This window comes from Nonlabens marinus S1-08, from assembly GCF_000831385.1.
Taxonomy (GTDB): domain Bacteria; phylum Bacteroidota; class Bacteroidia; order Flavobacteriales; family Flavobacteriaceae; genus Nonlabens; species Nonlabens marinus.
In genome coordinates, this window is sequence record NZ_AP014548.1 from 1 (window position 1) to 22,754 (window position 22,754).

Here is a 22,754-nt window from a genome sequence, read left to right on the forward strand (position 1 = left end):
GAAACTGCAGCAAACGCACCATCTAGTACGTTGCAATAGTTCCCTTAAGAGTTGTCTAACCAATGTAATATGATTGGCGGATCACCAAGTATCCATTAGTTAAACCATCTAGGTTAAATGAATTGCTTGTAAGCACAAAAGTAAATGCTATTAGGGATCAGCGAACCACATCCCTAGAAGAAGCATCAGGTATTAGCTGTGTCAAATACCACGAGATGACCAAACGCATCCATTAAGAGTTAGATGACTACATAGCATAAGGATAAAACTTATAATCTCTCATTAGAAGGGCAGTAGTACAATTTAGATAAGTAAGAAGGCTAGTAGTAAAATCTGAATAGCTCAAAATAGAGTAGAACTATAACCCTTCCAGCCGATACACAAGAAGACTCATTTGGGTACAGACCAAAAAAATCCCCCAACCAATAAAGGCTGGGGGATTTCATAAAGAAGGCGGCGACATACTCTCCCACAAATAGCAGTACCATCTGCGCAAATGGGCTTAACTTCTCTGTTCGGAAAGGTAAGAGGTGAGCCCCATCGCTATAACCACCTTAAGGTTATTCAGTGCTCTATAAAAGAACACTGTATGTGTTGACATACTGAAAAGATATAAATAATTGACATTTATAATATAAAAATAAGGGATACAAGAAGCGTCTCGAATACCTAAGCTTACGGGTAATTAGTATCACTCGGCTATGACATTACTGCCTTTACACCTATGACCTATCAACGTGGTAGTCTCCCACGACCCTTTAAAGAAATCTCATCTTGTGATGGGTTTCGCGCTTATATGCTTTCAGCGCTTATCCCTTCCCGACGTAGCTACCCAGCAATGCTCCTGGCGGAACAACTGGTACACCAGCGGTCAGTCCAACTCGGTCCTCTCGTACTAAAGTCAGATTCACTCAAATTTCTTGCGCCCACTACAGATAGAGACCGAACTGTCTCACGACGTTCTGAACCCAGCTCGCGTGCCACTTTAATGGGCGAACAGCCCAACCCTTGGGACCTTCTCCAGCCCCAGGATGTGACGAGCCGACATCGAGGTGCCAAACCCCCCCGTCGATGTGAGCTCTTGGGGGAGATCAGCCTGTTATCCCCGGCGTACCTTTTATCCTTTGAGCGATGGCCCTTCCATGCGGAACCACCGGATCACTATGCTCTTGTTTCCAACCTGATCGACCTGTATGTCTCTCAGTCAAGCACCCTTATGCCATTGCACTCTACGCACGGTTACCAAGCGTGCTGAGGGTACCTTTAGAAGCCTCCGTTACTCTTTTGGAGGCGACCACCCCAGTCAAACTACCCACCAAGCAATGTCCCTTCCAGCGGAAGGTTAGGTCTCAAATAAGCAAAGGGTGGTATTTCAACAATGACTCCACGACGCCTGGCGACGCCACTTCAAAGTCTCCCACCTATCCTACACATTACTTATCCAAGATCAATACTAAGCTATAGTAAAGGTGCACGGGGTCTTTTCGTCCCGTAGCGGGTAATCGGCATCTTCACCGATACTACAATTTCACCGAGCTCATGGCTGAGACAGTATCCAAATCGTTACACCATTCGTGCAGGTCGGAACTTACCCGACAAGGAATTTCGCTACCTTAGGACCGTTATAGTTACGGCCGCCGTTTACCGGGGCTTCAATTCAGATCTTCGCCGAAGCTAAACCCTCCTCTTAACCTTCCGGCACCGGGCAGGTGTCAGGCCCTATACATCATCTTTCGATTTAGCAGAGCCCTGTGTTTTTGATAAACAGTCGCTTGGATCTTTTCACTGCGCCCCATATTGCTATGGGGGACCTTTCTCCCGAAGTTACAGGTCAATTTTGCCTAGTTCCTTAGCCATGAATCACTCGAGCACCTTAGAATTCTCATCCCAACCACCTGTGTCGGTTTGCGGTACGGGCTGCTTCGCTTGCTTTTCTTGGAAGTTGCTCCACTGGATTATCCACTTGGCCGAAGCTTTGCGGTACTATCCCGATCTCAAAAATCGGTTCAACGTACTATTCCGTCAGTACGCACCAGTTTTACACCTCCGTCACTTTTAATGCGAGCAGGTACAGGAATATTAACCTGTTGTCCATCCACTTCTCCCTTCGGATACGCGTTAGGACCCGACTAACCCTCAGCTGATTAGCATAGCTGAGGAAACCTTGGTCTTTTGGTGAGGGGGTTTCTCGCCCCCTTTATCGTTACTTATGCCTACATTTTCGTTTCTATACGTTCCAACAGGCCTCACGACCCATCTTCAACACCTATAGAATGCTCCCCTACCACTCCGTAGAGTCCATAGCTTCGGTAATATGTTTATGCCCGATTATTATCCATGCCGTACCGCTCGACTAGTGAGCTGTTACGCACTCTTTAAATGAATGGCTGCTTCCAAGCCAACATCCTAGCTGTCAGTGCAGTACAACCTCGTTTCTTCAACTTAACATATATTTGGGGACCTTAGCTGATGGTCTGGGTTCTTTCCCTTTCGGACATGGACCTTAGCACCCATGCCCTCACTGCTGATCATCATTTTATAGCATTCGGAGTTTGTCAGGAATTGGTAGGCGGTGAAGCCCCCGCATCCAATCAGTAGCTCTACCTCTATAAAACTAAATCAACGCTGCACCTAAATGCATTTCGGGGAGTACGAGCTATTTCCGAGTTTGATTGGCCTTTCACCCCTACCCACAGGTCATCCGAAGACTTTTCAACGTCAACCGGTTCGGGCCTCCACTGTGTGTTACCACAGCTTCACCCTGCCCATGGGTAGATCACACGGTTTCGCGTCTACCACTGCTAACTATATCGCCCTATTCAGACTCGCTTTCGCTACGGCTGCGCACCTGAAGTGCTTAACCTTGCTAACAACGGTAACTCGTAGGCTCATTATGCAAAAGGCACGCCGTCACCACTCTAGGTGGCTCCGACCGCTTGTAAGCGTATGGTTTCAGGTTCTATTTCACTCCCTTATTCAGGGTTCTTTTCACCTTTCCCTCACGGTACTGGTTCACTATCGGTCTCTCAGGAGTATTTAGCCTTGGCGGATGGTCCCGCCGGATTCATACAGGGTTTCACGTGCCCCGCACTACTCAGGATACCACTATCAATAACATTGCTTACCTATACAGGGCTATCACCTTCTATGGCTCCACTTTCCAGTGGATTCTAATTCAAAATGCATCAAATATTGTGGTCCTACAACCCCACACAGTCCGTAAACTGCGTGGTTTGGGCTATTCCGCGTTCGCTCGCCACTACTAGCGGAATCACTATTGTTTTCTCTTCCTCTGGCTACTTAGATGTTTCAGTTCACCAGGTTTGCTTCCTTGCGGATAACATGTCTTCAACATGCTGGGTTGCCCCATTCGGAAATTCGCGGATCAATTCATATGTGCTGATCCCCGCGACTTATCGCAGCTTATCACGTCCTTCATCGCCTCTGAGAGCCTAGGCATTCCCCATACGCCCTTAATTTGCTTATGGTATTCTGGTTAGTTCTATAACGATATAAAACTAACGCCTTGCTCTTGTATTCTTATTCTTTATTAATAACAAACACATTTGTAAAAATGTGCCTATCTGTTTCTCGTTTAATCTTTTCAATATGTCAATGAACGTTGGCCCCCTGGCCCCCAAAGGGGTAACCCGGCGCTGACCATGGTATCGCAAGCGATCCCGTGGTGGGCGTAGTGGAGAATATCGGAGTCGAACCGATGACCTCCTGCGTGCAAGGCAGGCGCTCTAGCCAGCTGAGCTAATCCCCCATAATGGAATTCAGAATTATGAATTCAGAATTACCAATGTAGAATCCTCTAACTTCTAGAATTTCCAATAAAATATTTTAATGAACTAATCGCGATTTATGCTTTCGCGAAAGCGTATTTTAAAAAGTAGTCTCAGGCAGACTCGAACTGCCGACCTCTACATTATCAGTGTAGCGCTCTAACCAGCTGAGCTATGAGACTCTGACATACCTTCAAAAGGCATCTCACGTCTTTCGACTTTTTTATAAATAAGATTGACAGTTACTATTAATAAATAATAATATAAACAAACACGCCAAATAAGTGTAGCGCATTATGGAAGACTCCCGTTTTTAGGTACCATTATTTCAGGTACTCCAGAAAGGAGGTGTTCCAGCCGCACCTTCCGGTACGGCTACCTTGTTACGACTTAGCCCCAGTTACCAGTTTTACCCTAGGCAGCTCCTTGCGGTCACCGACTTCAGGTACCCCCAGCTTCCATGGCTTGACGGGCGGTGTGTACAAGGCCCGGGAACGTATTCACCGCATCATGGCTGATATGCGATTACTAGCGATTCCAGCTTCACGTAGTCGAGTTGCAGACTACGATCCGAACTGTGATAGGGTTTATAGATTCGCTCCTTCTCGCGAAGTGGCTGCTCTCTGTCCCTACCATTGTAGCACGTGTGTGGCCCAGGACGTAAGGGCCGTGATGATTTGACGTCATCCCCACCTTCCTCACGGTTTGCACCGGCAGTCTCACTAGAGTCCCCGGCATTATCCGCTGGCAACTAGCAATAGGGGTTGCGCTCGTTATAGGACTTAACCTGACACCTCACGGCACGAGCTGACGACAACCATGCAGCACCTTGCAATATGTCCGAAGAAAAACCTATTTCTAAGCCTGTCATACTGCATTTAAGCCCTGGTAAGGTTCCTCGCGTATCATCGAATTAAACCACATGCTCCACCGCTTGTGCGGGCCCCCGTCAATTCCTTTGAGTTTCATTCTTGCGAACGTACTCCCCAGGTGGGTTACTTATCACTTTCGCTTGGCCACCCAGTACTCAATCGTACCGGACAGCTAGTAACCATCGTTTACGGCGTGGACTACCAGGGTATCTAATCCTGTTCGCTACCCACGCTTTCGTCCCTCAGCGTCAATGTATTGTTAGTGACCTGCCTTCGCAATCGGTATTCTATGTAATATCTAAGCATTTCACCGCTACACTACATATTCTAGCCACTTCACAATAATTCAAGACTAACAGTATCAATGGCAGTGCCGGAGTTGAGCCCCTGCATTTCACCACTGACTTATTAGCCCGCCTACGGACCCTTTAAACCCAATGATTCCGGATAACGCTTGCACCCTCCGTATTACCGCGGCTGCTGGCACGGAGTTAGCCGGTGCTTATTCTTACGGTACCGTCAGCCCTCTACACGTAGAGGGGTTTCTTCCCGTACAAAAGCAGTTTACAACCCATAGGGCCGTCTTCCTGCACGCGGCATGGCTGGATCAGGCTCTCGCCCATTGTCCAATATTCCTCACTGCTGCCTCCCGTAGGAGTCTGGTCCGTGTCTCAGTACCAGTGTGGGGGATCTCCCTCTCAGGACCCCTACCTATCGTAGTCTTGGTAAGCCGTTACCTTACCAACAAACTAATAGGACGCATACTCATCTATCACCGTAACCTTTAACCAGTAAATCATGCGATTAGCTGGTACCATGAGGTGTTAATCCAAATTTCTTCGGGCTATCCCTCAGTGATAGGTAGATTGTATACGCGTTACGCACCCGTGCGCCGGTCGTCAGCGGAGCAAGCTCCCTGTTACCCCTCGACTTGCATGTGTTAGGCCTGCCGCTAGCGTTCATCCTGAGCCAGGATCAAACTCTTCATCGTAGAATCTTGTTAAAAAGATCTCTTGTGGGAGACCTCCCATAACACGATATCTACAAGCATTTGGCGTTTATGTCTGTTTACACTATATTATTTTCTTACCGATCCATTATTAATAAAAACAATGAACCTGTTCTTTATTTTGTGCTGTCAATCAATATCTCAATGAACTTATCGGAAAGTCTAAATCTCGGAACTTAAAGCACGGGCTCTTCACGATCCCTATCACTCCAGTCTTCCAGTATTTCCGATGAACGTTGCTTTGTTTTTGACTTAACGTCTCTTGCAAAGCGGGTGCAAATATACGCAGCCTTTTTCTTTCCAACCAAACTTTTTCAAGAGAAAAATTGAAATAATTACAATCTTTTTTTTAACCCCCAAATAACCAGTATTTTACAACACCTAAAAAACACAATCTTTTTTTGTCCCTCACTCTAAATCTACCTCAACTACCTCTCTCCCACTAACTCAACATCCGATCAACTGCATTTTATACAACCATGAGAGGGTTTGTAAATCAAAATCAACCCAAACCGAGGGGTGGAGATTCTGGAAATGAATGTTGAAACTATGCTGGAAGTCTAGAAAGGTATCTAAATCTCAAATACATCATAATTGCAGAAACTGATAACCCAGCAAGAAGTCCTAACCAAATACCATTGATTCCATAATCAGAATGTAAGCTCGAATAATAAGAAATAGGAAAACCTATCATCGTATAGGCCACAAAACAGATTAAACTAGGGACCCAAACATCTTGTAGACCTCTCAACGCACCCAAGACTACTACTTGCAACCCATCACTGATTTGAAATAATGCGGCAATTAACAATAAGCCTGATGCTAGTTCTATTACATATGGATCATCTATATATAGTTCAGGTAACATGTTCCTACCAAAATAGAATAACAAAGCAAAGAACACATCTATTATTATAGCCATTAAAAATATGGATCTTGCAATTCTAATTAAATCAGGCTTGCGATCAGGAGCAAGATGGTTACCAACTCGAATGGTAGCAGTTACACTAAGACCTACCCCTACCATGAAGGTTATTGCCGACAAGTTCAATGCAATTTGATTTGCCGCTTGATGCTCTGTTCCTAAAACACCTGAAAGGAAAATTGCCGAGGTAAATAAGGATACTTCAAATAGCATTTGTAATGCTGTAGGTAATCCTAAGTTTAATAGGGACTTCATATACTCCCATGAAAGTCTACTAAACTTCACAAAATACATTTTGGTCTGATCGCTATTCTTCAAAATGAAATAAAGGAAGATCACCATAAGTACTCTTGAGATCAGGGTGCCATAAGCTGCTCCCGCCACCTCTAATCTTGGAAAACCGAATGTTCCATAAATCAAAAGATAATTCAGTCCCACATTGATGATATTTGCAATAAGTGTGGCGATCATTGCATTTCGAGTAAGCGATAAACCATCAGAAAATTGCTTCATTGCTTGAAATAACATCAATGGAATTAATGAAATCCCTACGATACGCATGTATGGAATAGCTAGCTGCACCACCTCTATAGGCTGATCCATGGCGTACAGTAGTGGCTCTGCTAGAAATAGCATCAGAACCAAGAGTACACCACTAACAGCACACATGATAAAACCATTATGGAATGAAGCTCTTGCAACTTCTAGGTTCTTGCGACCGTCGGCTTCTGCCACCAATGGAGTTATGGCAAAGGACAAACCCATGCCTACTGATAGAGCGATGAAAATAAAGGTGTTTCCTAAGGATACCGCAGCTAGCTGGGCAGCTCCCAACTTTCCTACCATTATATTATCTGCCAAGGCAACTAACAAATGTGCGACCTGACCTGCCATTATAGGCAAGGCTATGGTTAAATTGCGTTTGAACTCGGCTGTATATTGAGAAAGAATCATTTATAAAAAAGACGGCGAAGATAAGTCTTCACCCTTTACTGCTTTGTCTTTTTTACTTCTTGAGTTTTTTACTGAGACCGTAGTTATCGAATAAATATATCAATGAAGTCATCGTTGCAGCTCCTAATTCCAGTTCTCTTTTATTCACTGCGTCAAATGTATCATTTGATGCATGGTGGTAATCAAAATAACGTTGCGAGTCTGGACGCAATCCTGCAAGCACTGCCCCTGTATCTTTCAATGGGCCAACGTCAGCACCGCTACCGCCCATTTCAAAATAGTGAATTAGGTATGGTTTGAATAGACCTTTCCATGATAAAATCTGTTGCATTTGCAGAGGAGAAGTATCAAAACCAAAACCTCTAGGCGTGAAGCCACCAGCATCACTTTCTAAAGCTAGAATATGCTTTTGATCTTGAGTTGCCACTGCAGCTGCATAGGCGTTTGCACCTCTTAATCCATTTTCTTCGTTCATGAACAACACTACACGTATGGTTCTCTTAGGTCTATAATTGGTTGCTTTCATGGTCTGCAAAACTTGCATGGACTGCACCACTCCTGCCCCATCATCATGGCTGCCATCTCCTAAATCCCAAGAATCTAAATGTCCACCTACCACGATCACCTCATCAGGAAACTGACTTCCCTTAATTTCTGCAATCACATTATATGATTGAACATCGCCGTGATTCTCGCTGTCTTGAAATAAATAAAACTTTAAATTCTTGTCTTCCTGAAGTGCTTGATGCAGCTTCTCTGCATCGTTTGTGCTGATGGCTGTTGATGGAATGTATTGATCCATGGGCAAATCACCATAGCTCATGGCACCTGTATGTGGAAAATCATCCATTCTCAAATTCATTGACCTTACAATAGTTCCCACCGCTCCATATTCTGCAGCAGCTTGTGCACCAGAATAGCGTTGATCTACACAGCCCCCATAGGATTCAAAAGTTTGAATTTTAGTAGATTCCATGGGGCGGTTGTAAAAAACAAACTTTCCTTCAATTTTGGATCTTCCTAATGATTTCAAATCTTCTAATCCATCTACTTCAATAACTTCTGCCCAAATTCCATTTGCTGGAGTTGCAATGGAACCGCCTAAAGCGCACACGTTCACTTTAGTATTGTTGCCTTCTGCATCTTTAAAATATGCTACTTCCGGAATTCCTCTGGTCCACTTAGGAACCATTACTGGTTGCAGGTAAGCGGTGTCTGCAACTTTTTTAAGTTCTTCTAAGGTGTATTCCACTGCTAATTGTGCTTGTGGTGATCCAGACAACCTACCTCCTATATTATTAGATAAGTGATCTAACCATTGGTAGCTCTTAGAAGAAGTAAGGTTCTGATTATAGATGCTACGCAATACAGTGGAGTCCATGGCTGCTGCGGATTTTTGCGCTTTCGCGAAAGCGAAACTCCCTAATATGACTGCAAGAGTAAAAATTCTATTCATGAGATAATTTGTTTTTAAATTCTTCCAGACGACCAGCCGTTTTCTCATCAAGGGTTGGGAACTGGATGTCTTTTCTAGGCTCTAAGTGATTTACTAGTATTTCACTCACCATATACCTAGCTATAGGTTTATCGTCTGCTGGGATTACATACCATGGGGCATTTTCAGTACTTGTGTTTTGAATGGCTTGTTCGTAGGCGTTCATGTACTTGTCCCAGAGTTCACGTTCTGCAAGATCACCTGCTGAGAATTTCCAATTCTTTTCTGGCAAATTCAATCGTCTCAATAGGCGGTTCTTTTGTTCTTCCTTGCTCAAATTGAGGAAGAATTTGAAAATGATGGTTCCGTTTTGAGTCAGTTCTTTCTCAAAATTATTGATTTGTTCATAGCGCATGTTCCAAAAATCCTGATCCACATCATCAACGCTATCAATTCCCGGCAAATTCTCGTTCATCAAATACTCTGGATGGACTCTAGTGACTAATACATTTTCGTAATGTGTTCGATTAAATATACCGAATGCCCCTTTTCTAGGTAAAGCTATATAATGACGCCATAAATAACCGTACGATAGTTCTAACTCGGTTGGGACTTTAAAGCTGTGTTGTTCTACACCACGTACATTGAAATCCTTAAAAACCTCACGTATCAAACTATCCTTGCCAGAAGTATCCATGCCCTGAAAACATACTAGAACTGCATACTTATCGTCAGCATAAAGTCGTTCTTGAAATTCAGCCAAGGTTCTTCGAGACTTTTTAAGGGCTTTCTTTGCCGCTTTCTTTTCTAGCGTTTGTTCTAGTTTGGTAGAATAACTCTCTAGTTTTTTGTCTGCTGTGGCACGGTAATTTTCTAAATTCATAGATTTCTATTTACTAGCAAATAACTTCACATCTTTTTCACTGATTTCTTTACCTCCTAAGATGATTAATCGTTCTACGACATTGCGCAGTTCTCTGATGTTTCCTGTCCAGTCATATTCTTGAAGCAATTTAATGGCTTCGTCTTCAAAACTCTTAGTGGCTGTTCCTTGTTCAGAAGCTATCTTTTCTGCAAAGAAATTAGCCAATAGTGGAATATCCTCTCGACGTTCATTTAAGGATGGAACGTTTAATAGGATTACCGCTAGCCTGTGGTAGAGGTCCTCTCTAAAATTATTTTCCTCAATTTCTTTTTTCAGGTTTTTATTTGTCGCAGCGAGAATCCGTACATCTACTTTTATGTCTTTATCGCTTCCTACGCGCTGTATTTTATTTTCTTGAAGCGCTCGCAGCACTTTAGCTTGAGCATTTAAGCTCATGTCTCCTATTTCATCCAGAAATATTGTCCCTCCATTTGCCGCTTCAAATTTACCTGCCCGATCCTTATTTGCTCCAGTAAAACTACCCTTTACGTGACCGAATAATTCGCTTTCTATAAGTTCTCCCGGAATCGCCGCACAGTTTACCTCAATAAAAGGGCCGTTAGCACGGTTGCTTTTTTCATGCAGCCAGTGAGCAACAAGCTCTTTCCCAGTTCCGTTTTCTCCAGTAATCAAGACGCGAGCTTCGGTAGGCGCTACTTTTTCAATGATATTTTTTATGATGACGATAAGTTCGCTTTTACCCACCATCTCATAATTCTTACTCACCTTTTTCTTAAGGCGTTTGTTTTCTACCACTAGTGTTTTGCGATCGAGGGCGTTGCGCACTGTATTAAGCAAACGATTCAAATCTGGTGGCTTAGATATGTAATCAAAAGCACCCAGTCGCATGGTGTTCACAGCAGTATCTAAGTCACCATGTCCTGATATCATGACAACTGGTATCTCTGGTTTGATTTTTTTGATGGCTGTTAAGACCTCAACGCCATCCATTTTTGGCATCTTAATATCACAAAGTACCAGATCATAATCATTGTCTTTGACTAACTCAGTTCCTTGAAGACCATCTGTAGCTTCAGTGACACTATAGTCTTTATTTTCCTCTGTGAGGATTTTGACCAGAACTCTGCGTATAGCGGATTCGTCTTCAATAATTAAAATAGTAGCCATTATAAAGAAAATTTTATGCCTGCTCGAGAATAAAAGGTATTCGAGTCATTTACCGTTTTTACATCATCACCATCATCATTGCGTAATCGTATGTCATTGATAAGCGAGTAGCCTACATAACCATATATGGATAAGTGTTTTGTAAAGTTATGTTCATATCCTAAACCAGCGACAAGGGTGGTCATACTGACATTGTCTGCTACCGCGCCCAGTTCTGTAATAGCATCGTTTTGAATATTTGCGTAAAAACCGTCTAGACGCAAATACGTCTGCATGCTATTTTTTTCATCAAAATTGTATTTCAAGTTCATTTTGGGAGCACCTAAAGAGTAACTCCACTTAGGTGCAAATTCTCTGTAATAATTCAGGTAAGGCAATGGGAATGGGCGTCCCACTCTTGTTGAATATTGCACACCTACAACTAATCGCCAAGGTTTACCATTGGGATTATCCCTTTTATCTTTAATAAAATAAACAGATCCTGAAAAAAACGTATCACCTGATTCAATGCTGCCAGAATCAAAATTTGAAGCAAATAAAGCACCTACCCTACTACCAAAACGCCAGTCATTTTTCATGGGAAAGGTAATACCTAGTGCCGCCTCGTAACTCTCGTAACGGTCCGTTCCAAACTGTGTAAAGAATTGCTCTTCATCCCTGATTAATAAATGCACATTTCTATATTCAAAGTATGGAACGATATAGGTTCCTTCATTGATTTTCAACGGTACATTAAAAAAAGTTCTAAACCTTCTGAAGCTGTTATCAGAATCTCTTTGGGGGAAATAGGTATATTCTGCCCTAAAAAGATCAGTTCCTTGGGAGTTCGCTTTCGCGAAAGCGAAAACCATCAAACAAATAAATAATTTCTTAATCATAAGTTACTCGTTAGATGAATTTCCTGATTTATCATTGTTTAAATGTATAGGTTTAGATTGATAAAAATGTACATCGCGTTGCGGGAACGGGATAGTAATATTGTTATCACGGAATGCTTGATCAATAGCAAATCTCAAATTACTTTTTATTCTAGGATCTGTAAAACTATCTCGAATGAAAAAATAAATCCCGAAATCCAGACTACTGTCACCGAAGTTGTTGAACATCACAAAAGGCTCTGGGCTTTTTAAAATAGACTTTTCTGCTTTAGCGCATTCTATCAAAAGTTTTTCCACTTTTCTCACATCACTCCCGTATGCCACTCCTACATGAACAGATTCGCGTGTTTTGGAATGGTTCTGAGTAAAATTATAAATGGTCTCGCTTAAAAATAAGTGATTAGGTAAGATCAAGACTTTATCATCCCTGGTTATAGCCCGAGTACTGCGTAGCTTAATTTCAAATACCCGTGCTACTTTATCATTTACCTCGATAACATCGTTTACCAGCAGCGATTTATCTACTAGTATGGTGATTCCTGCAATGATATCCTTAAATAAATCTTGCAATGCAAAACCTAGACCTACAAAGATAGCGGCACTTGCAGTGAGCACAGCTGTCAAATCGACATCGTAGCTGTGAAGGATCACAAGAATGACGATTAAATATATAAGATAATTAAAGTACTTGAAAATGCTTTGGAATTTGAGCTTTTCGCTCTCTTCCATATTTCTAGTGAAGAATCGTCTAATTCCACGCAATAAGAAGGTGACAATAACGATTGCAAAAATCGTCAAGATGAGCATCCATGTATCAAAGTGAAAATCTCCTTCCTTCCCTGCAGGAATGATTGGATAGTTAAAAAAATCTTTTATTTTTTGCCAGTCAATATTCATTAGTACTTAAGCCATTTATAGAGATCCTTCCAGTTGGTTTTCTTCCCGTACATCAAAATTCCTATCCGGTAAATTTTTGCTGCGAGATATGCTACTAAAATGATAGAACAATACAGAATCAAGATGCTTAAACCAAGTTGCCACCAAGTCACTTCACCAAATGGTATGCGCATCAACATTACAATGGGCGATGTCAATGGTATGTATGAGAAAATGACTGCTATTGTTCCATTAGGATTATCAATCACACTGAAGAACCCCACATATATAGAAAGGATTAATGGTAAGATGACAGGCAGCATGAACTGCTGTGTGTCAGTCTCGCTATCAACTGCTGCACCTATTGCTGTATAGATGGCCGCATACAAAAAATAACCCCCTATGAAATAAATAAAGAAACAACTGATCATGGTGGCCAATGGCAGCTGCATGATATCATTCAAAATCAATTGCATCTCGTCTGTATTCTGCGCTTGAGCAACCATATCCTGATTTGCCGGATTTTGAAAGGCTTCCACACCAAAAATTGCCGAACCCGCAACAATTAAAACAAAGCCTAGAATGACCCAAATTGCAAATTGAGTGATCCCAGCTAGTGATGTCCCTGTAATCTTACCTAGCATTAAATATATAGGCTTAACGGAACTCACTATGATTTCAATGATCCGATTCGTCTTTTCCTCAATGACAGATCGCATTACCATATTACCATAAATGATAATAAACATCATCAATAAATAACCAGATGCACCACCTAGGGCAATTTTAACCCAACTCGATGCTTTACTGTTTACAACACCAGAATAGGTCTGTAAAGCAACTGTGGTGTCAACTCTTGAACTTTCTAAGGTGTTCAAATCCACCCCTTGCTCAATCAGGTTGTCTTCCGTTGCTTTTTTAGAAATACGCTCCTCAATAGAAGTTATATAGGACAAGGAAGGTGAGTCATCGCTGTACATCATTACTTGCACCTGCCCATCTTCATTTTGAGTAATATGAACCAGACCATAATCATCATTCTTACCACTCATCGCAAGGGCATTATCTAAAGTGACATTTTCCAGCTTATTGTATTGGTAATCGTCCGTCTCTTCAAACAACAGGTCATAACCTTGAGTAGTATCATCTAGAATGGTGACCCGTTTCACATCGCTGTTATTGACGCTGGTAAGCCAACCTATGAGTAGTATAACTCCAATGAATATCAGAGGACTGACAAAGGTCATAATCACAAAGGTGCGGTTGCGCACTTTGTTAATGTATTCTCTCTTGATAATCAACCACAGCTTATCCATCTTGTCTTACGGTTTGAATGAATATTTGATTGACGCTAGGAATAACCTCACTAAAGTGAGTTAATTCTCCTAAACTGGTGAGTTGCTGTAACACTTGCGGAACACTTATATCCTCTGGAATCTGAATAGTCATGTCTGTGGAGTTATCCAATCCTTTAAATTCGGCTGGCACGACAGAGACAGTTTTCTCTAATTCACGAATTGCAGCTTCTCTAGTATCACAAATTAGAGAAACAGCATAGGTGCGATTTCTATACCGTTGTCTTACATCATTTAATTTGCCTTGTAGCACTACTTTAGATTTATTGATCAATGCGATATAATCACACATTTCCTCTACACTTTCCATACGGTGAGTGGAAAAAATTATAGTGGCTCCTTGATCGCGCAGTCTTAAAATTTCGTCTTTAATAAGATCAGCATTTACGGGATCGAATCCTGAAAATGGTTCATCAAAAATTAACAAATCAGGCTCATGCAATACGGTCACAATAAATTGAACCTTTTGCGCCATACCTTTAGAAAGCTCTTGCAGTTTTTTATTCCACCAGCCTTGCATTCCTAATCGTTCAAACCAGTACAGCAGCTTCTCTTTAGCTTCTGCCTTTCCCATACCTTTTAAACGTGCTAGGTAAATGCATTGCTCTCCTACTTTCATTGACTTATACAAGCCTCTTTCTTCTGGCATGTACCCTATATGTGATATATGCCGCGGTTCTAAAGGCTCAGTATTCAGTTTTACCATTCCAGAATCTGGAGCAGTAATTTGATTGATAATACGTATTAAAGAGGTTTTACCGGCACCATTAGGTCCTAGTAAACCATAGATGCTGCCTTTAGGGACTTGAATGGTCACTTGATTGAGCGCCGTAAAGTTTCCGTAAGATTTAGAAATGTTTAGGGCTTCTAGAGCATATTCCATAGAGTAGTTAATATCGCTAAATTAACAATATAGACCACTACTCTAGGGCATTTTTGAATTATTTAATAGAGCCAGGCGCTGCGGCACTATTTACCATAAAAAAACCCACCTCTCAATTACTTGAGAGGTGGGAAAAATTGCTATGAAAAAGAAAAATAACAATTGGTTGGTTAACCAAATGTCTACCAAATATAAACTTATTTTTCAGTTATCATAATATTTCCTTAAGAAAACATGTCTTTTACCTTCTCGAAGAAAGACTTGTCTCCTTGCTCTGGTGCTGGTTCAAAATGAGAATCAGTTTTCATACTTTCAAAAAAGTCTTTTTGCTCCTTGCTCAAACTCCTTGGAGTCCAAACGTTTACATGAACTAATAGATCTCCTGTTCCATATCCATTCAAACTAGGCATCCCTTTACCTCTCAATCGCAAGATCTTGCCACTTTGTATTCCTGCTTCTATAGGAATGCGCACTTTTCCACTTACGGTCTTTATTTCCTTAGATGTACCCAGTACCGCTTCAGGCACACTTACATATAAGTCATAATGCAAATTGTTTCCTTCTCGCTGTAATTCCGCATGTGGTTTTACTTCTATATCTACAAGTAAGTCACCGCTGACACCGTTGCCAGGTGCTTCGTTTCCTTTCCCGCCTACTTTCAAACGCATGTCGCTTTCAACTCCTGCTGGAATTTTTATGGAAACCGTCTCTTCTTCAGATATCAATCCTTGATTATCTGCTCCTGCTGGTTTGCTATCAATTATTTGTCCAGATCCACCACAACTGGTACAAGGAGCGCTTGTTTGCATGCGTCCTAAAATAGTATTCTGAATGCGAGCTATCTGACCGCTACCTTTACAAGTAGGACAAGTTTTGTAGCTTACTCCAGGCGCTTGTTTTTTGCGCTTTACTTTAACTTTTTTCTCGACGCCGTTTGCTGCCTCCTCTAATGTTAGAGAAACACGTATGCGTAAATCTTTTCCCTTAACTCTACGTTGACCACCGCCACCGCCGAATCCAGAAAAACCAGAGAAGCCACCACCGCCACCTCCAAAAATATCACCGAACTGGCTGAATATGTCTTCCATATCCATTCCTCCAAATCCGCCGCCACCGCCGAAGCCTTGACCGCCGCCAGAGGTATAAGCCTGGTGACCTAATTGATCATAACGTGACTTTTTCTGCGGGTCGCTTAAGGTTTCATAAGCTTCCGCCGCTTTTTTAAAGTTTTCTTCTGCAGCTGTATCTCCAGGATTTTTGTCAGGGTGAAATTCAATGGCTTTCTTACGATATGCCTTTTTGATTTCAGCTGCTGATGCTCCTTTTGATATGCCTAATATGTCATAAAAATCTGCCATGCTATTGTCCTATCACCACTTTTGGGAAACGTACAATCTTGTCGCCCAGTTTATATCCTTTTTCAATCACGTCGATAATCTTGCCTTTCATGTCATCGCTTGGGGCAGGAATTTGAGTAACTGCTTCATGCTCGTCTGCATTAAAAGGTTCCCCAGCATTCAGTTCCATTAAAGTAAGACCTTTAGACATTAATGTATTCCTAAGCTTGTTATGAATCAAAATCACACCGTCCGCTAGATCCTTATCTTCAGACTTTCCTATCTCCACCATCGCACGATCAAAATCATCAAGTACGGGAATCATATCTTTCAATACTCCTTCACCTGCTGTTTTGAAAAGCTCGATGCGTTCCTTGGCTGTGCGTCGTTTGTAATTCTCAAACTCTGCAAACAGACGTAAAAACCGGTCTTTCTCTTTCTGTACATCCTCCGCCAGTATTTCTTCTACCGTGCGCTCGTCTTGAGTTTCTTCTTCCTGAACTTGTTCCTGATCCTGAGAACCAGCCTGTTCTTCCAGAGGCTCTTCTACTTCATTCTTATTCTTCTTTGCCATATGCTGACGCTTCTTTAAATTCTATAGTTATTTTATGAAGTTGTAGGTAGTTCGCTTTCGCGAAAGCGAAAACCACATCAACTGCACTGCACGCAATGGTCAAAAGTGCTGCCACAAGTATACTGGTGTCAAAATGTCACCGAATTAATTTAATAATTCCTTAACTTCTATATTTGTAGGTACATCTATTTTTGCAATCTCATATAAATCAATCTAAATGACACGTACTTTTTTAAAAATGACAAGTTTAGCAGCTGTAATTGCAATTGCTGTTTCTTGTAAAGACAATCAAAATGAAGTGGATGCTACTGATGCAGAAACTGAAGCAATGGCTAGTGAAGCTGCTGTAACTTATAATGTTGACACTGAAGCTTCTACTATCAACTGGGTAGGCTCTAAGCCCACTGCAGACCATACTGGAACAATTGCTTTAAGCGATGGATCTGTCATGGTAAATGGTGAAACTGTTGAAGGTGGAGAGTTTACTGTAGATATGACGTCTATCAAAGTAACTGACCTAGAAGGGGAAAGCGCTATGAGTCTTAAGTCTCACCTAGAGGGAACTGCTGAAGGTAAGCAAACTGACTTTTTTAACACCCCTGAATACCCTACAGCTAAATTTGTAGTAACTGGTCTCAATGGTAACACACTTGAAGGAAACTTAACATTGAAAGATGTTACTAAGAACGTTTCTTTCCCTGTAACTGTTTCTTATGATGGTGACAAAATGATGTTGACTTCAGAAGAATTCACAATTGACAGAACTGACTGGGGAATCAAATATGGTTCTTCAAACTTTACTGACATTGTTGCCGACAAAGCAATATCTGACGATATTAAATTGAAAGTAAATCTGGTTGCTACTAAGTAATCAGTTGGTTAAATGATGAATGATGAAAGCCTTCTTGCGGAGGCTTTTTTTATTTAAATTACGTTGCTCGACTAAAATGATTACCGCAGTTTAAAGCGAGTCAGAAATGTGGCAATGTGATAGATTCTTAATCTAAATACTTTTCTAAGGCAGGCTTGAGTTCAGAAAATTTAAAGGAATAACCCGAGTCCTGGATTTTACTACTACTGGCATATTGACTGGAAAGAACCGTAGCGGCCATCTCCCCTAGCATGAGTTTCATCATAAATGCAGGAACGTTAGGTAAGAAAACTGGCTTATCCAACACTTTTCCTATGGTTTCCATCAGTGGTCTGTTGCGCACTGGAACCGGCGCTACTCCATTATAAGTTCCTTGTAGTTGGTTTTCTGTAATATGTTTAAAGATTCCAGCGAGGTCATCTATAGCTACCCAGCTTTGCCACATTTTACCGCTCGCAAAGCCAGCTCCTGCATATAGCTTGACTGGTTTGGCCATTTGTTCTAGCGCACCGCCTTTTGCTGACAGTACAATACCTATACGTACTATTGCATGCTTTAATCCCAACTCTTTGAATTGCATCCCTATGCTTTCCCAGGCCACACAAACTTCGCCTAAAAAATTATCTGCAGTAGGCGGCACCTCGTTTTCCTTCATAGGTGGACCTTCCCATTTATCTGGATATATTCCAATCGCACTTGCAGTAATGGCATGTTGAACGTTATGGTTGGTATCATTCAGCAGATTGATAAGCAACTGTGTACTATTTACCCGGCTGGCCATAATTTTTTCCTTAGCCTCATCTGTCCAGCGTTGAAAAACGGATTCACCCGCTAAATGAATGATAGTATCTACACCATCAATACAGCCTGGGTCTATTGTCATCGCTTTTACATCCCATAAATAACCTTGGTTATCAGGCTCAGACTTAATAGCTTCCTCGCGACTAGTAAGATAATTTACTTTGTGACCTGCGGCTCGCAGTACTTCTGATAATTTAGACCCTACCAGACCAGTGGCTCCTGTGATTAATATTTTCATACTCTAAAGTTATTATGCAGTGAATAATTAACAGAATCCTTAGCTAGAAATTAACGTACTCGATCCAGTTAAAGAGTTACATAAACTATATTGTATTCATTAACCTGAATGATGGGGCTATGGAAAACGAAAGGAATTGGGGTGTTATGGGGCTTGGGAAAATTGCTCACAAATTTGCTCAAGACCTGGTTCAGGTTCCTGGAGCGAACTTGCATGCGGTAGGTTCTCGATCTGAAGGTAAAGCGAAAGCTTTTGCAAACGAGTATCAAGTGACCAAAACCTATGCTAGTTATGAAGAGCTAGCGAAGGATCCAGAACTGGACATTATTTATATAGCAACGCCGCACTCGCTTCATTTTGAGAATACCATGATGTGCCTGAATGCCGGTAAATCTGTTTTATGTGAGAAACCTATTGCTTTAAATGCACAACAGGCAGAACAGATGATTGCTCTAGCAAAAAAGAAAAACTTGTTTTTGATGGAAGGCATCTGGACGCGTTTTATTCCAGCTACTCAAAAGGTATTGGATTTATTAAGCGAAGGATTAATTGGGGAGATACAATATATAAAATCCGATTTCGGTTTTCGAATGAGTGCGCCGCCGGAAAGCAGGTTGCGGGATCCAAAATTAGGTGGGGGTGCTTTATTGGATATAGGAATCTATCCGTTGTACTTAAGTTTATTGCTATTAGGAGAGCCACAACGATTGAAGGCGGAAGCCATTCTTGATGATCGTGGCATCGATACCTATTGTGCCATTATAGGCCAATTTGCTGGTAAGGCAAAATCTGTAATGGAGGCTTCTTTTCTGTCACATACGCAAACGGAAGCCTTCATTTATGGTATCAAAGGCTTTATCCATATGAAGTCGCCATTTCACAATTGCAGCGACATTGAGGTGACTACATACGAGACGAATACCACAGAAGTTTATCATCTTCCCATAACTGGTAACGGCTATTTTCACGAGATTGAACATGTTCAGCAATGTTTACAACAGGGTAAAACCGAATCTGATTTAATGCCACAGGAGATGAGTGCATCACTCATGAAGCATTTGGATAAAATCAGAGCATCAATAGGTCTAGAATACAACGCATAAAAAAGCCGGTGCTTTTAAAAAGCACCGGCCTTGCTTATTTGAGATCCTATTAGATCACAATTTTCAAAGCGGTATCCTCATTAAGTTCAAATTTCGCATCTGCCCAGGTAGGTGGGCCATAGCTCGTCGGGTTATTGCTCATCCCGTATGGCTCTAAGGGCATACCGTTAGCTTCATAGTCCATCTGACCATTACCGTTCTTGTCGTGCAAGACTAGTATGCCATAAGTACCTTTTGGTACATTTTCAAAAGTAACCGTAGCTACTCCATCCTTGATTTCCGCACTAGCTGATTGGACAGGAGCTCCTTTCATAAAGTTAGCTTCCGTGTTTAGTGAAAACATCATATCACCATCATTTGTTTTTGCATTAGGAACCGTGACCGTTAGCGTATACGTTTCTTGAGAAGTTGATGGGGTTTGCGCTTTCGCGAAAGCGGAAATAATAACGAGTAAAAGAGTTGTCATAATAGTTTTCATAATAAAAGGTTTTAGTTTGTTTGATATGTCAAATATGCGGTGACATTCCGCCTGTAAAAATTCCAACCTGCTGAACTGTCATTACTTAAAACTGAATTGTAGATTTCATTTTAAATCGTTCTTAAAAAAACAATAACTGCTCGTTTTACGTAGTTTTCCTCAACTATGAAGTTATTCAACATGAAACTATTACAGTATATTTTGCTTTTAGGAATATCAAGTTCATCTTTTGGTCAAGGCGTAATAGATGGATTTTACAATGGCTCAGGGAATTTGACTGCCGTTTTAGGGTCGGGCTATGAAAACAATCCTACCTACCTAACTGGGAAAAATGAAATTGAGCTTGATAAATCATTTTTCAACATCAATATGTTTGTTGGCTTTGGATTAGCAAAAAACCTAGATTTAAATGTGGCAGCCGCCTATGTGGAAAGCGACGCTGAAAAAAATCTGCAGGATGCTCGTTTCATTCTTAAGTATAAACTCCATGAATTGGAGTTGGATCGACACATTATTTCTATACAAATAGCCAGCGGAGTCTCTTTTCCTCTAACGAATTATGAAACGGAGGGACTCAATGCGATAGGGCAACGCGCTACCAGTATTCCTGCCCGACTGCTCATTCATGCTCAGCAAACCAACGGTTTGTTTTTCACCTTACAAGGCGGCTATGATTATAAGTTTGATCCTGTACCTAATGCTACTGCTGCTACCCTCAAGCTAGGAATGGCAAGACGCACCTATTATGTAGACGCATTTTTAGACTTTCAAAACGCAATCAATGGTAAGGATTATCGAGGCAGTCCAGCGCCCAATAACTTTCGGGAATTAGAAGTTGATTTTATACGAACTGGAGTGACATTTTTCAAGCCTTTTTCTAGCACCTTAGGTGCTTATCTGAACGGCACTTATACTGTAGATGGAAGAAATGTAGGCTTAGGCCCAGCGATAAATGCAGGGGTTGTTTATAGGTTCAACACTTATGGACTATAGGTTGTTCTTGATTTTAAGCAATTCAGCCTTGACGAATTCTAATTTTGAAATGATATCAAAATTGCTGATTTCCTCTTTGTGGGATTTCATGTATTCTCTAGCACCTTCCAGAGTAAATCCTCGTTCCTTAACCAGGTGATAAATACGCTTCAGGTTTTTAATGTCGTCCTGAGAAAATTTACGATTGCCCCTAGAATTCTTTTTAGGTTGCAATACATCGAACTCCTTCTCCCAAAAACGAATTAGTGATGGATTCACATCAAAGGCTTTAGTCACCTCGCCCATGGAATAATACAGTTTTTCAGGCAGCTCTATATGCATATTAATCCAGGGATATATTTTCCTGTTGAGATCTCTTAAGCAGCTCATTAAACTCTTCAGGAGTTAATGAACCGTAGTAGAAGTTGATCGGGTTAATGCGCTCTCCATCTTTGAAAATTTCATAGTGCAAGTGCGGTGCTTGTGAGCGACCAGTAGATCCTACGTAACCAATAATATCCCCTCGCTTCACTTTCTGACCTACTTTGACATTATAGGGATTGCGCTGGCGCAAATGTGCGTACAAAGAAACATAACCAAACCCATGATCTATACGTATGTGGTTTCCATAACCAGAGCTATTAGCATCTGCTCGTTCTACCACTCCATCACCTGAAGCAAATATGGGCGTCCCACGAGGTGCGGTAAAATCCATCCCATAATGAAATTTTCTAGTCTTATTAAAAGGGTCTGATCTATACCCATAACCACTGGCCATGCGGGTCAAGTCTTGATTACGCACTGGCTGGATAGCAGGAATGCTCATCAATAGATTTTCCTTATTCTCTGCTAAAACTGCTATCTCATCAAGAGATTTGCTTTGAATAGCGGTGCGCTTTTTCAATCTATCAATGGACTCACGCAGAGAAATGACTTTATCAGAATCTGAGTAACCTTCATAATTTTTATAGCGGTTCACACCGCCGAAACCTGCTTGACGTTGTTCTGAGGTAATAGGGTTTGCATCAAAATAAATACGGTAAATACTGTTATCGCGTTCCTCTACATCAGCAATAACTGCGGTGAGTTGTTCAATTTCTTCCTCCATATTCTCCAGTTGCAACTCGACAAACTTCTTATCGCGCTTGACCGTACGCAACTCAGGAGAATCATAGACTTGGCCTACAAATAGATACAGCAAAAATCCAACGAGGCAGCTAAAGAACACAAACAAGGTCACACCTCCTAGAATCTTACGCTTCCGGCGCTCGACTTTTCGGTAAGAAAGTGTTTCCTGATCGTAGTAGTACTTAACCTTTGCCATACGTTATAAAGTGCTATTTTTGCCTTGT

18 protein-coding genes, 2 tRNA genes and 3 rRNA genes are annotated in these 22,754 nt (G+C 41.5%); 3 read left to right on the forward strand and 20 right to left on the reverse strand.

All coding sequences use genetic code 11. The features are described from left to right. Positions 1-448: 448 nt before the first annotated feature. The 16 genes from rrf to NMS_RS14055 all read right to left on the reverse strand — a co-directional run bounded on the left by rrf (position 449) and on the right by NMS_RS14055 (position 17,054). Positions 449-557, reverse strand: a 5S ribosomal RNA gene (rrf, locus tag NMS_RS00005). Positions 558-665: 108 nt separating this feature from the next. Next, a 23S ribosomal RNA gene (locus tag NMS_RS00010) occupies positions 666-3,488 on the reverse strand. Positions 3,489-3,695: 207 nt separating this feature from the next. Beyond that, positions 3,696-3,769: transfer RNA gene (locus NMS_RS00015), tRNA-Ala, on the reverse strand. Positions 3,770-3,896: 127 nt separating this feature from the next. After that, a tRNA-Ile gene (locus NMS_RS00020) sits at positions 3,897-3,970 on the reverse strand. A gap of 159 nt (positions 3,971-4,129) precedes the next feature. After that, positions 4,130-5,651: ribosomal RNA gene (locus NMS_RS00025) — 16S ribosomal RNA — on the reverse strand. The 16S, 23S and 5S rRNA genes sit together here with 2 tRNA genes alongside, the layout of an rRNA operon. Before the next feature lie 565 nt (positions 5,652-6,216). Then, positions 6,217-7,548: an MATE family efflux transporter gene (locus tag NMS_RS00030; protein ID WP_041494780.1), complete on the reverse strand. Its 1,332-nt coding sequence runs from the start codon at positions 7,546-7,548 to the stop codon at positions 6,217-6,219. Between the two features lie 52 nt (positions 7,549-7,600). Beyond that, positions 7,601-9,004 (reverse strand): M20/M25/M40 family metallo-hydrolase, encoded by a 1,404-nt coding sequence (locus tag NMS_RS00035; RefSeq protein WP_041494781.1) that lies wholly within the window; start codon positions 9,002-9,004, stop codon positions 7,601-7,603. Further along, positions 8,997-9,866: a PPK2 family polyphosphate kinase gene (locus tag NMS_RS00040; protein ID WP_041494782.1), complete on the reverse strand. Its 870-nt coding sequence runs from the start codon at positions 9,864-9,866 to the stop codon at positions 8,997-8,999. Before NMS_RS00040 ends, NMS_RS00035 begins: the two co-directional genes overlap by 8 nt. Positions 9,867-9,872: 6 nt before the next feature. Then, complete coding sequence (locus tag NMS_RS00045; RefSeq protein ID WP_041494783.1) at positions 9,873-11,036, reverse strand: sigma-54-dependent transcriptional regulator; 1,164 nt, start codon at positions 11,034-11,036, stop codon at positions 9,873-9,875. Further along, the gene (locus tag NMS_RS00050; protein WP_041494784.1) at positions 11,036-11,914 is read right to left on the reverse strand and encodes a DUF6268 family outer membrane beta-barrel protein; all 879 of its coding nucleotides are present in this window, start codon (positions 11,912-11,914) and stop codon (positions 11,036-11,038) included. Before NMS_RS00050 ends, NMS_RS00045 begins: the two co-directional genes overlap by 1 nt. A 3-nt stretch (positions 11,915-11,917) precedes the next feature. Continuing rightward, the gene (locus NMS_RS00055) at positions 11,918-12,811 is read right to left on the reverse strand and encodes a mechanosensitive ion channel family protein (protein ID WP_041494785.1); all 894 of its coding nucleotides are present in this window, start codon (positions 12,809-12,811) and stop codon (positions 11,918-11,920) included. Beyond that, positions 12,811-14,106, reverse strand: coding sequence for an ABC transporter permease (locus NMS_RS00060; protein WP_041494786.1), 1,296 nt, complete (start codon positions 14,104-14,106; stop codon positions 12,811-12,813). Before NMS_RS00060 ends, NMS_RS00055 begins: the two co-directional genes overlap by 1 nt. Next, complete coding sequence (locus NMS_RS00065; RefSeq protein ID WP_041494787.1) at positions 14,099-15,028, reverse strand: ABC transporter ATP-binding protein; 930 nt, start codon at positions 15,026-15,028, stop codon at positions 14,099-14,101. The genes NMS_RS00060 and NMS_RS00065 overlap by 8 nt, the downstream gene beginning before the upstream one ends. Positions 15,029-15,252: 224 nt before the next feature. Next, positions 15,253-16,386, reverse strand: coding sequence for a molecular chaperone DnaJ (dnaJ, locus tag NMS_RS00070; RefSeq protein ID WP_041494788.1), 1,134 nt, complete (start codon positions 16,384-16,386; stop codon positions 15,253-15,255). A 1-nt stretch (position 16,387) separates the two neighbouring features. After that, on the reverse strand, positions 16,388-16,939 hold the full coding sequence (locus NMS_RS00075) for a nucleotide exchange factor GrpE (protein WP_041494789.1): 552 nt from the start codon (positions 16,937-16,939) through the stop codon (positions 16,388-16,390). Beyond that, positions 16,923-17,054, reverse strand: coding sequence for a hypothetical protein (locus tag NMS_RS14055; RefSeq protein ID WP_262491886.1), 132 nt, complete (start codon positions 17,052-17,054; stop codon positions 16,923-16,925). Before NMS_RS14055 ends, NMS_RS00075 begins: the two co-directional genes overlap by 17 nt. 102 nt (positions 17,055-17,156) lie before the next feature. Between NMS_RS14055 and NMS_RS00080 the strand changes: the two genes are divergently transcribed. Then, the gene (locus NMS_RS00080) at positions 17,157-17,810 is read left to right on the forward strand and encodes a YceI family protein (protein WP_041494790.1); all 654 of its coding nucleotides are present in this window, start codon (positions 17,157-17,159) and stop codon (positions 17,808-17,810) included. Positions 17,811-17,937: 127 nt separating this feature from the next. Here NMS_RS00080 and NMS_RS00085 read toward each other — a convergent pair whose 3' ends face one another. Then, entirely contained in the window at positions 17,938-18,849 is a 912-nt protein-coding gene (locus NMS_RS00085; protein ID WP_041494791.1) for a TIGR01777 family oxidoreductase, read from the reverse strand. Positions 18,850-18,968: 119 nt separating this feature from the next. Between NMS_RS00085 and NMS_RS00090 the strand changes: the two genes are divergently transcribed. Further along, complete coding sequence (locus tag NMS_RS00090; protein WP_041494792.1) at positions 18,969-19,952, forward strand: Gfo/Idh/MocA family protein; 984 nt, start codon at positions 18,969-18,971, stop codon at positions 19,950-19,952. 49 nt (positions 19,953-20,001) lie between these two features. Here the strand turns inward: NMS_RS00090 and NMS_RS00095 are convergent, their stop codons facing one another. Next, on the reverse strand, positions 20,002-20,430 hold the full coding sequence (locus NMS_RS00095) for a DUF2141 domain-containing protein (RefSeq protein ID WP_041494793.1): 429 nt from the start codon (positions 20,428-20,430) through the stop codon (positions 20,002-20,004). Positions 20,431-20,610: 180 nt separating this feature from the next. Here NMS_RS00095 and NMS_RS00100 point away from each other — a divergent pair, with 180 nt between their 5' ends. Beyond that, positions 20,611-21,423 (forward strand): hypothetical protein, encoded by an 813-nt coding sequence (locus NMS_RS00100; protein ID WP_148311305.1) that lies wholly within the window; start codon positions 20,611-20,613, stop codon positions 21,421-21,423. Here NMS_RS00100 and NMS_RS00105 read toward each other — a convergent pair. Both NMS_RS00105 and NMS_RS00110 read right to left on the reverse strand, forming a co-directional pair. After that, positions 21,418-21,744 carry a MerR family transcriptional regulator gene (locus tag NMS_RS00105; RefSeq protein ID WP_041494795.1) on the reverse strand — a complete coding sequence of 109 codons (327 nt, stop codon included), beginning with the start codon at positions 21,742-21,744 and terminating at the stop codon, positions 21,418-21,420. The genes NMS_RS00100 and NMS_RS00105 overlap by 6 nt on opposite strands. A 1-nt stretch (position 21,745) precedes the next feature. Next, a complete protein-coding gene (locus NMS_RS00110) occupies positions 21,746-22,726 on the reverse strand; it encodes a M23 family metallopeptidase (RefSeq protein WP_041494796.1) in 981 nt (326 codons plus the stop codon). Positions 22,727-22,754 lie beyond the last annotated feature (28 nt).

Coding starts and splice junctions, on each gene's coding strand:
- NMS_RS00065 (WP_041494787.1), bottom strand. CDS start 15,028: ATGGAATATGCTCTAGAAGCCCTAAACATTTCTAAATCTTACGGAAAC.
- dnaJ (WP_041494788.1), bottom strand. CDS start 16,386: ATGGCAGATTTTTATGACATATTAGGCATATCAAAAGGAGCATCAGCA.
- NMS_RS00055 (WP_041494785.1), bottom strand. CDS start 12,811: ATGAATATTGACTGGCAAAAAATAAAAGATTTTTTTAACTATCCAATC.
- NMS_RS00045 (WP_041494783.1), bottom strand. CDS start 11,036: ATGGCTACTATTTTAATTATTGAAGACGAATCCGCTATACGCAGAGTT.
- NMS_RS00050 (WP_041494784.1), bottom strand. CDS start 11,914: ATGATTAAGAAATTATTTATTTGTTTGATGGTTTTCGCTTTCGCGAAA.
- NMS_RS00040 (WP_041494782.1), bottom strand. CDS start 9,866: ATGAATTTAGAAAATTACCGTGCCACAGCAGACAAAAAACTAGAGAGT.
- NMS_RS00095 (WP_041494793.1), bottom strand. CDS start 20,430: ATGAAAACTATTATGACAACTCTTTTACTCGTTATTATTTCCGCTTTC.
- NMS_RS00090 (WP_041494792.1), top strand. CDS start 18,969: ATGGAAAACGAAAGGAATTGGGGTGTTATGGGGCTTGGGAAAATTGCT.
- NMS_RS00075 (WP_041494789.1), bottom strand. CDS start 16,939: ATGGCAAAGAAGAATAAGAATGAAGTAGAAGAGCCTCTGGAAGAACAG.
- NMS_RS00085 (WP_041494791.1), bottom strand. CDS start 18,849: ATGAAAATATTAATCACAGGAGCCACTGGTCTGGTAGGGTCTAAATTA.
- NMS_RS00060 (WP_041494786.1), bottom strand. CDS start 14,106: ATGGATAAGCTGTGGTTGATTATCAAGAGAGAATACATTAACAAAGTG.
- NMS_RS00030 (WP_041494780.1), bottom strand. CDS start 7,548: ATGATTCTTTCTCAATATACAGCCGAGTTCAAACGCAATTTAACCATA.
- NMS_RS00080 (WP_041494790.1), top strand. CDS start 17,157: ATGACACGTACTTTTTTAAAAATGACAAGTTTAGCAGCTGTAATTGCA.
- NMS_RS00035 (WP_041494781.1), bottom strand. CDS start 9,004: ATGAATAGAATTTTTACTCTTGCAGTCATATTAGGGAGTTTCGCTTTC.
- NMS_RS00105 (WP_041494795.1), bottom strand. CDS start 21,744: ATGCATATAGAGCTGCCTGAAAAACTGTATTATTCCATGGGCGAGGTG.
- NMS_RS00110 (WP_041494796.1), bottom strand. CDS start 22,726: ATGGCAAAGGTTAAGTACTACTACGATCAGGAAACACTTTCTTACCGA.
- NMS_RS00100 (WP_148311305.1), top strand. CDS start 20,611: ATGAAACTATTACAGTATATTTTGCTTTTAGGAATATCAAGTTCATCT.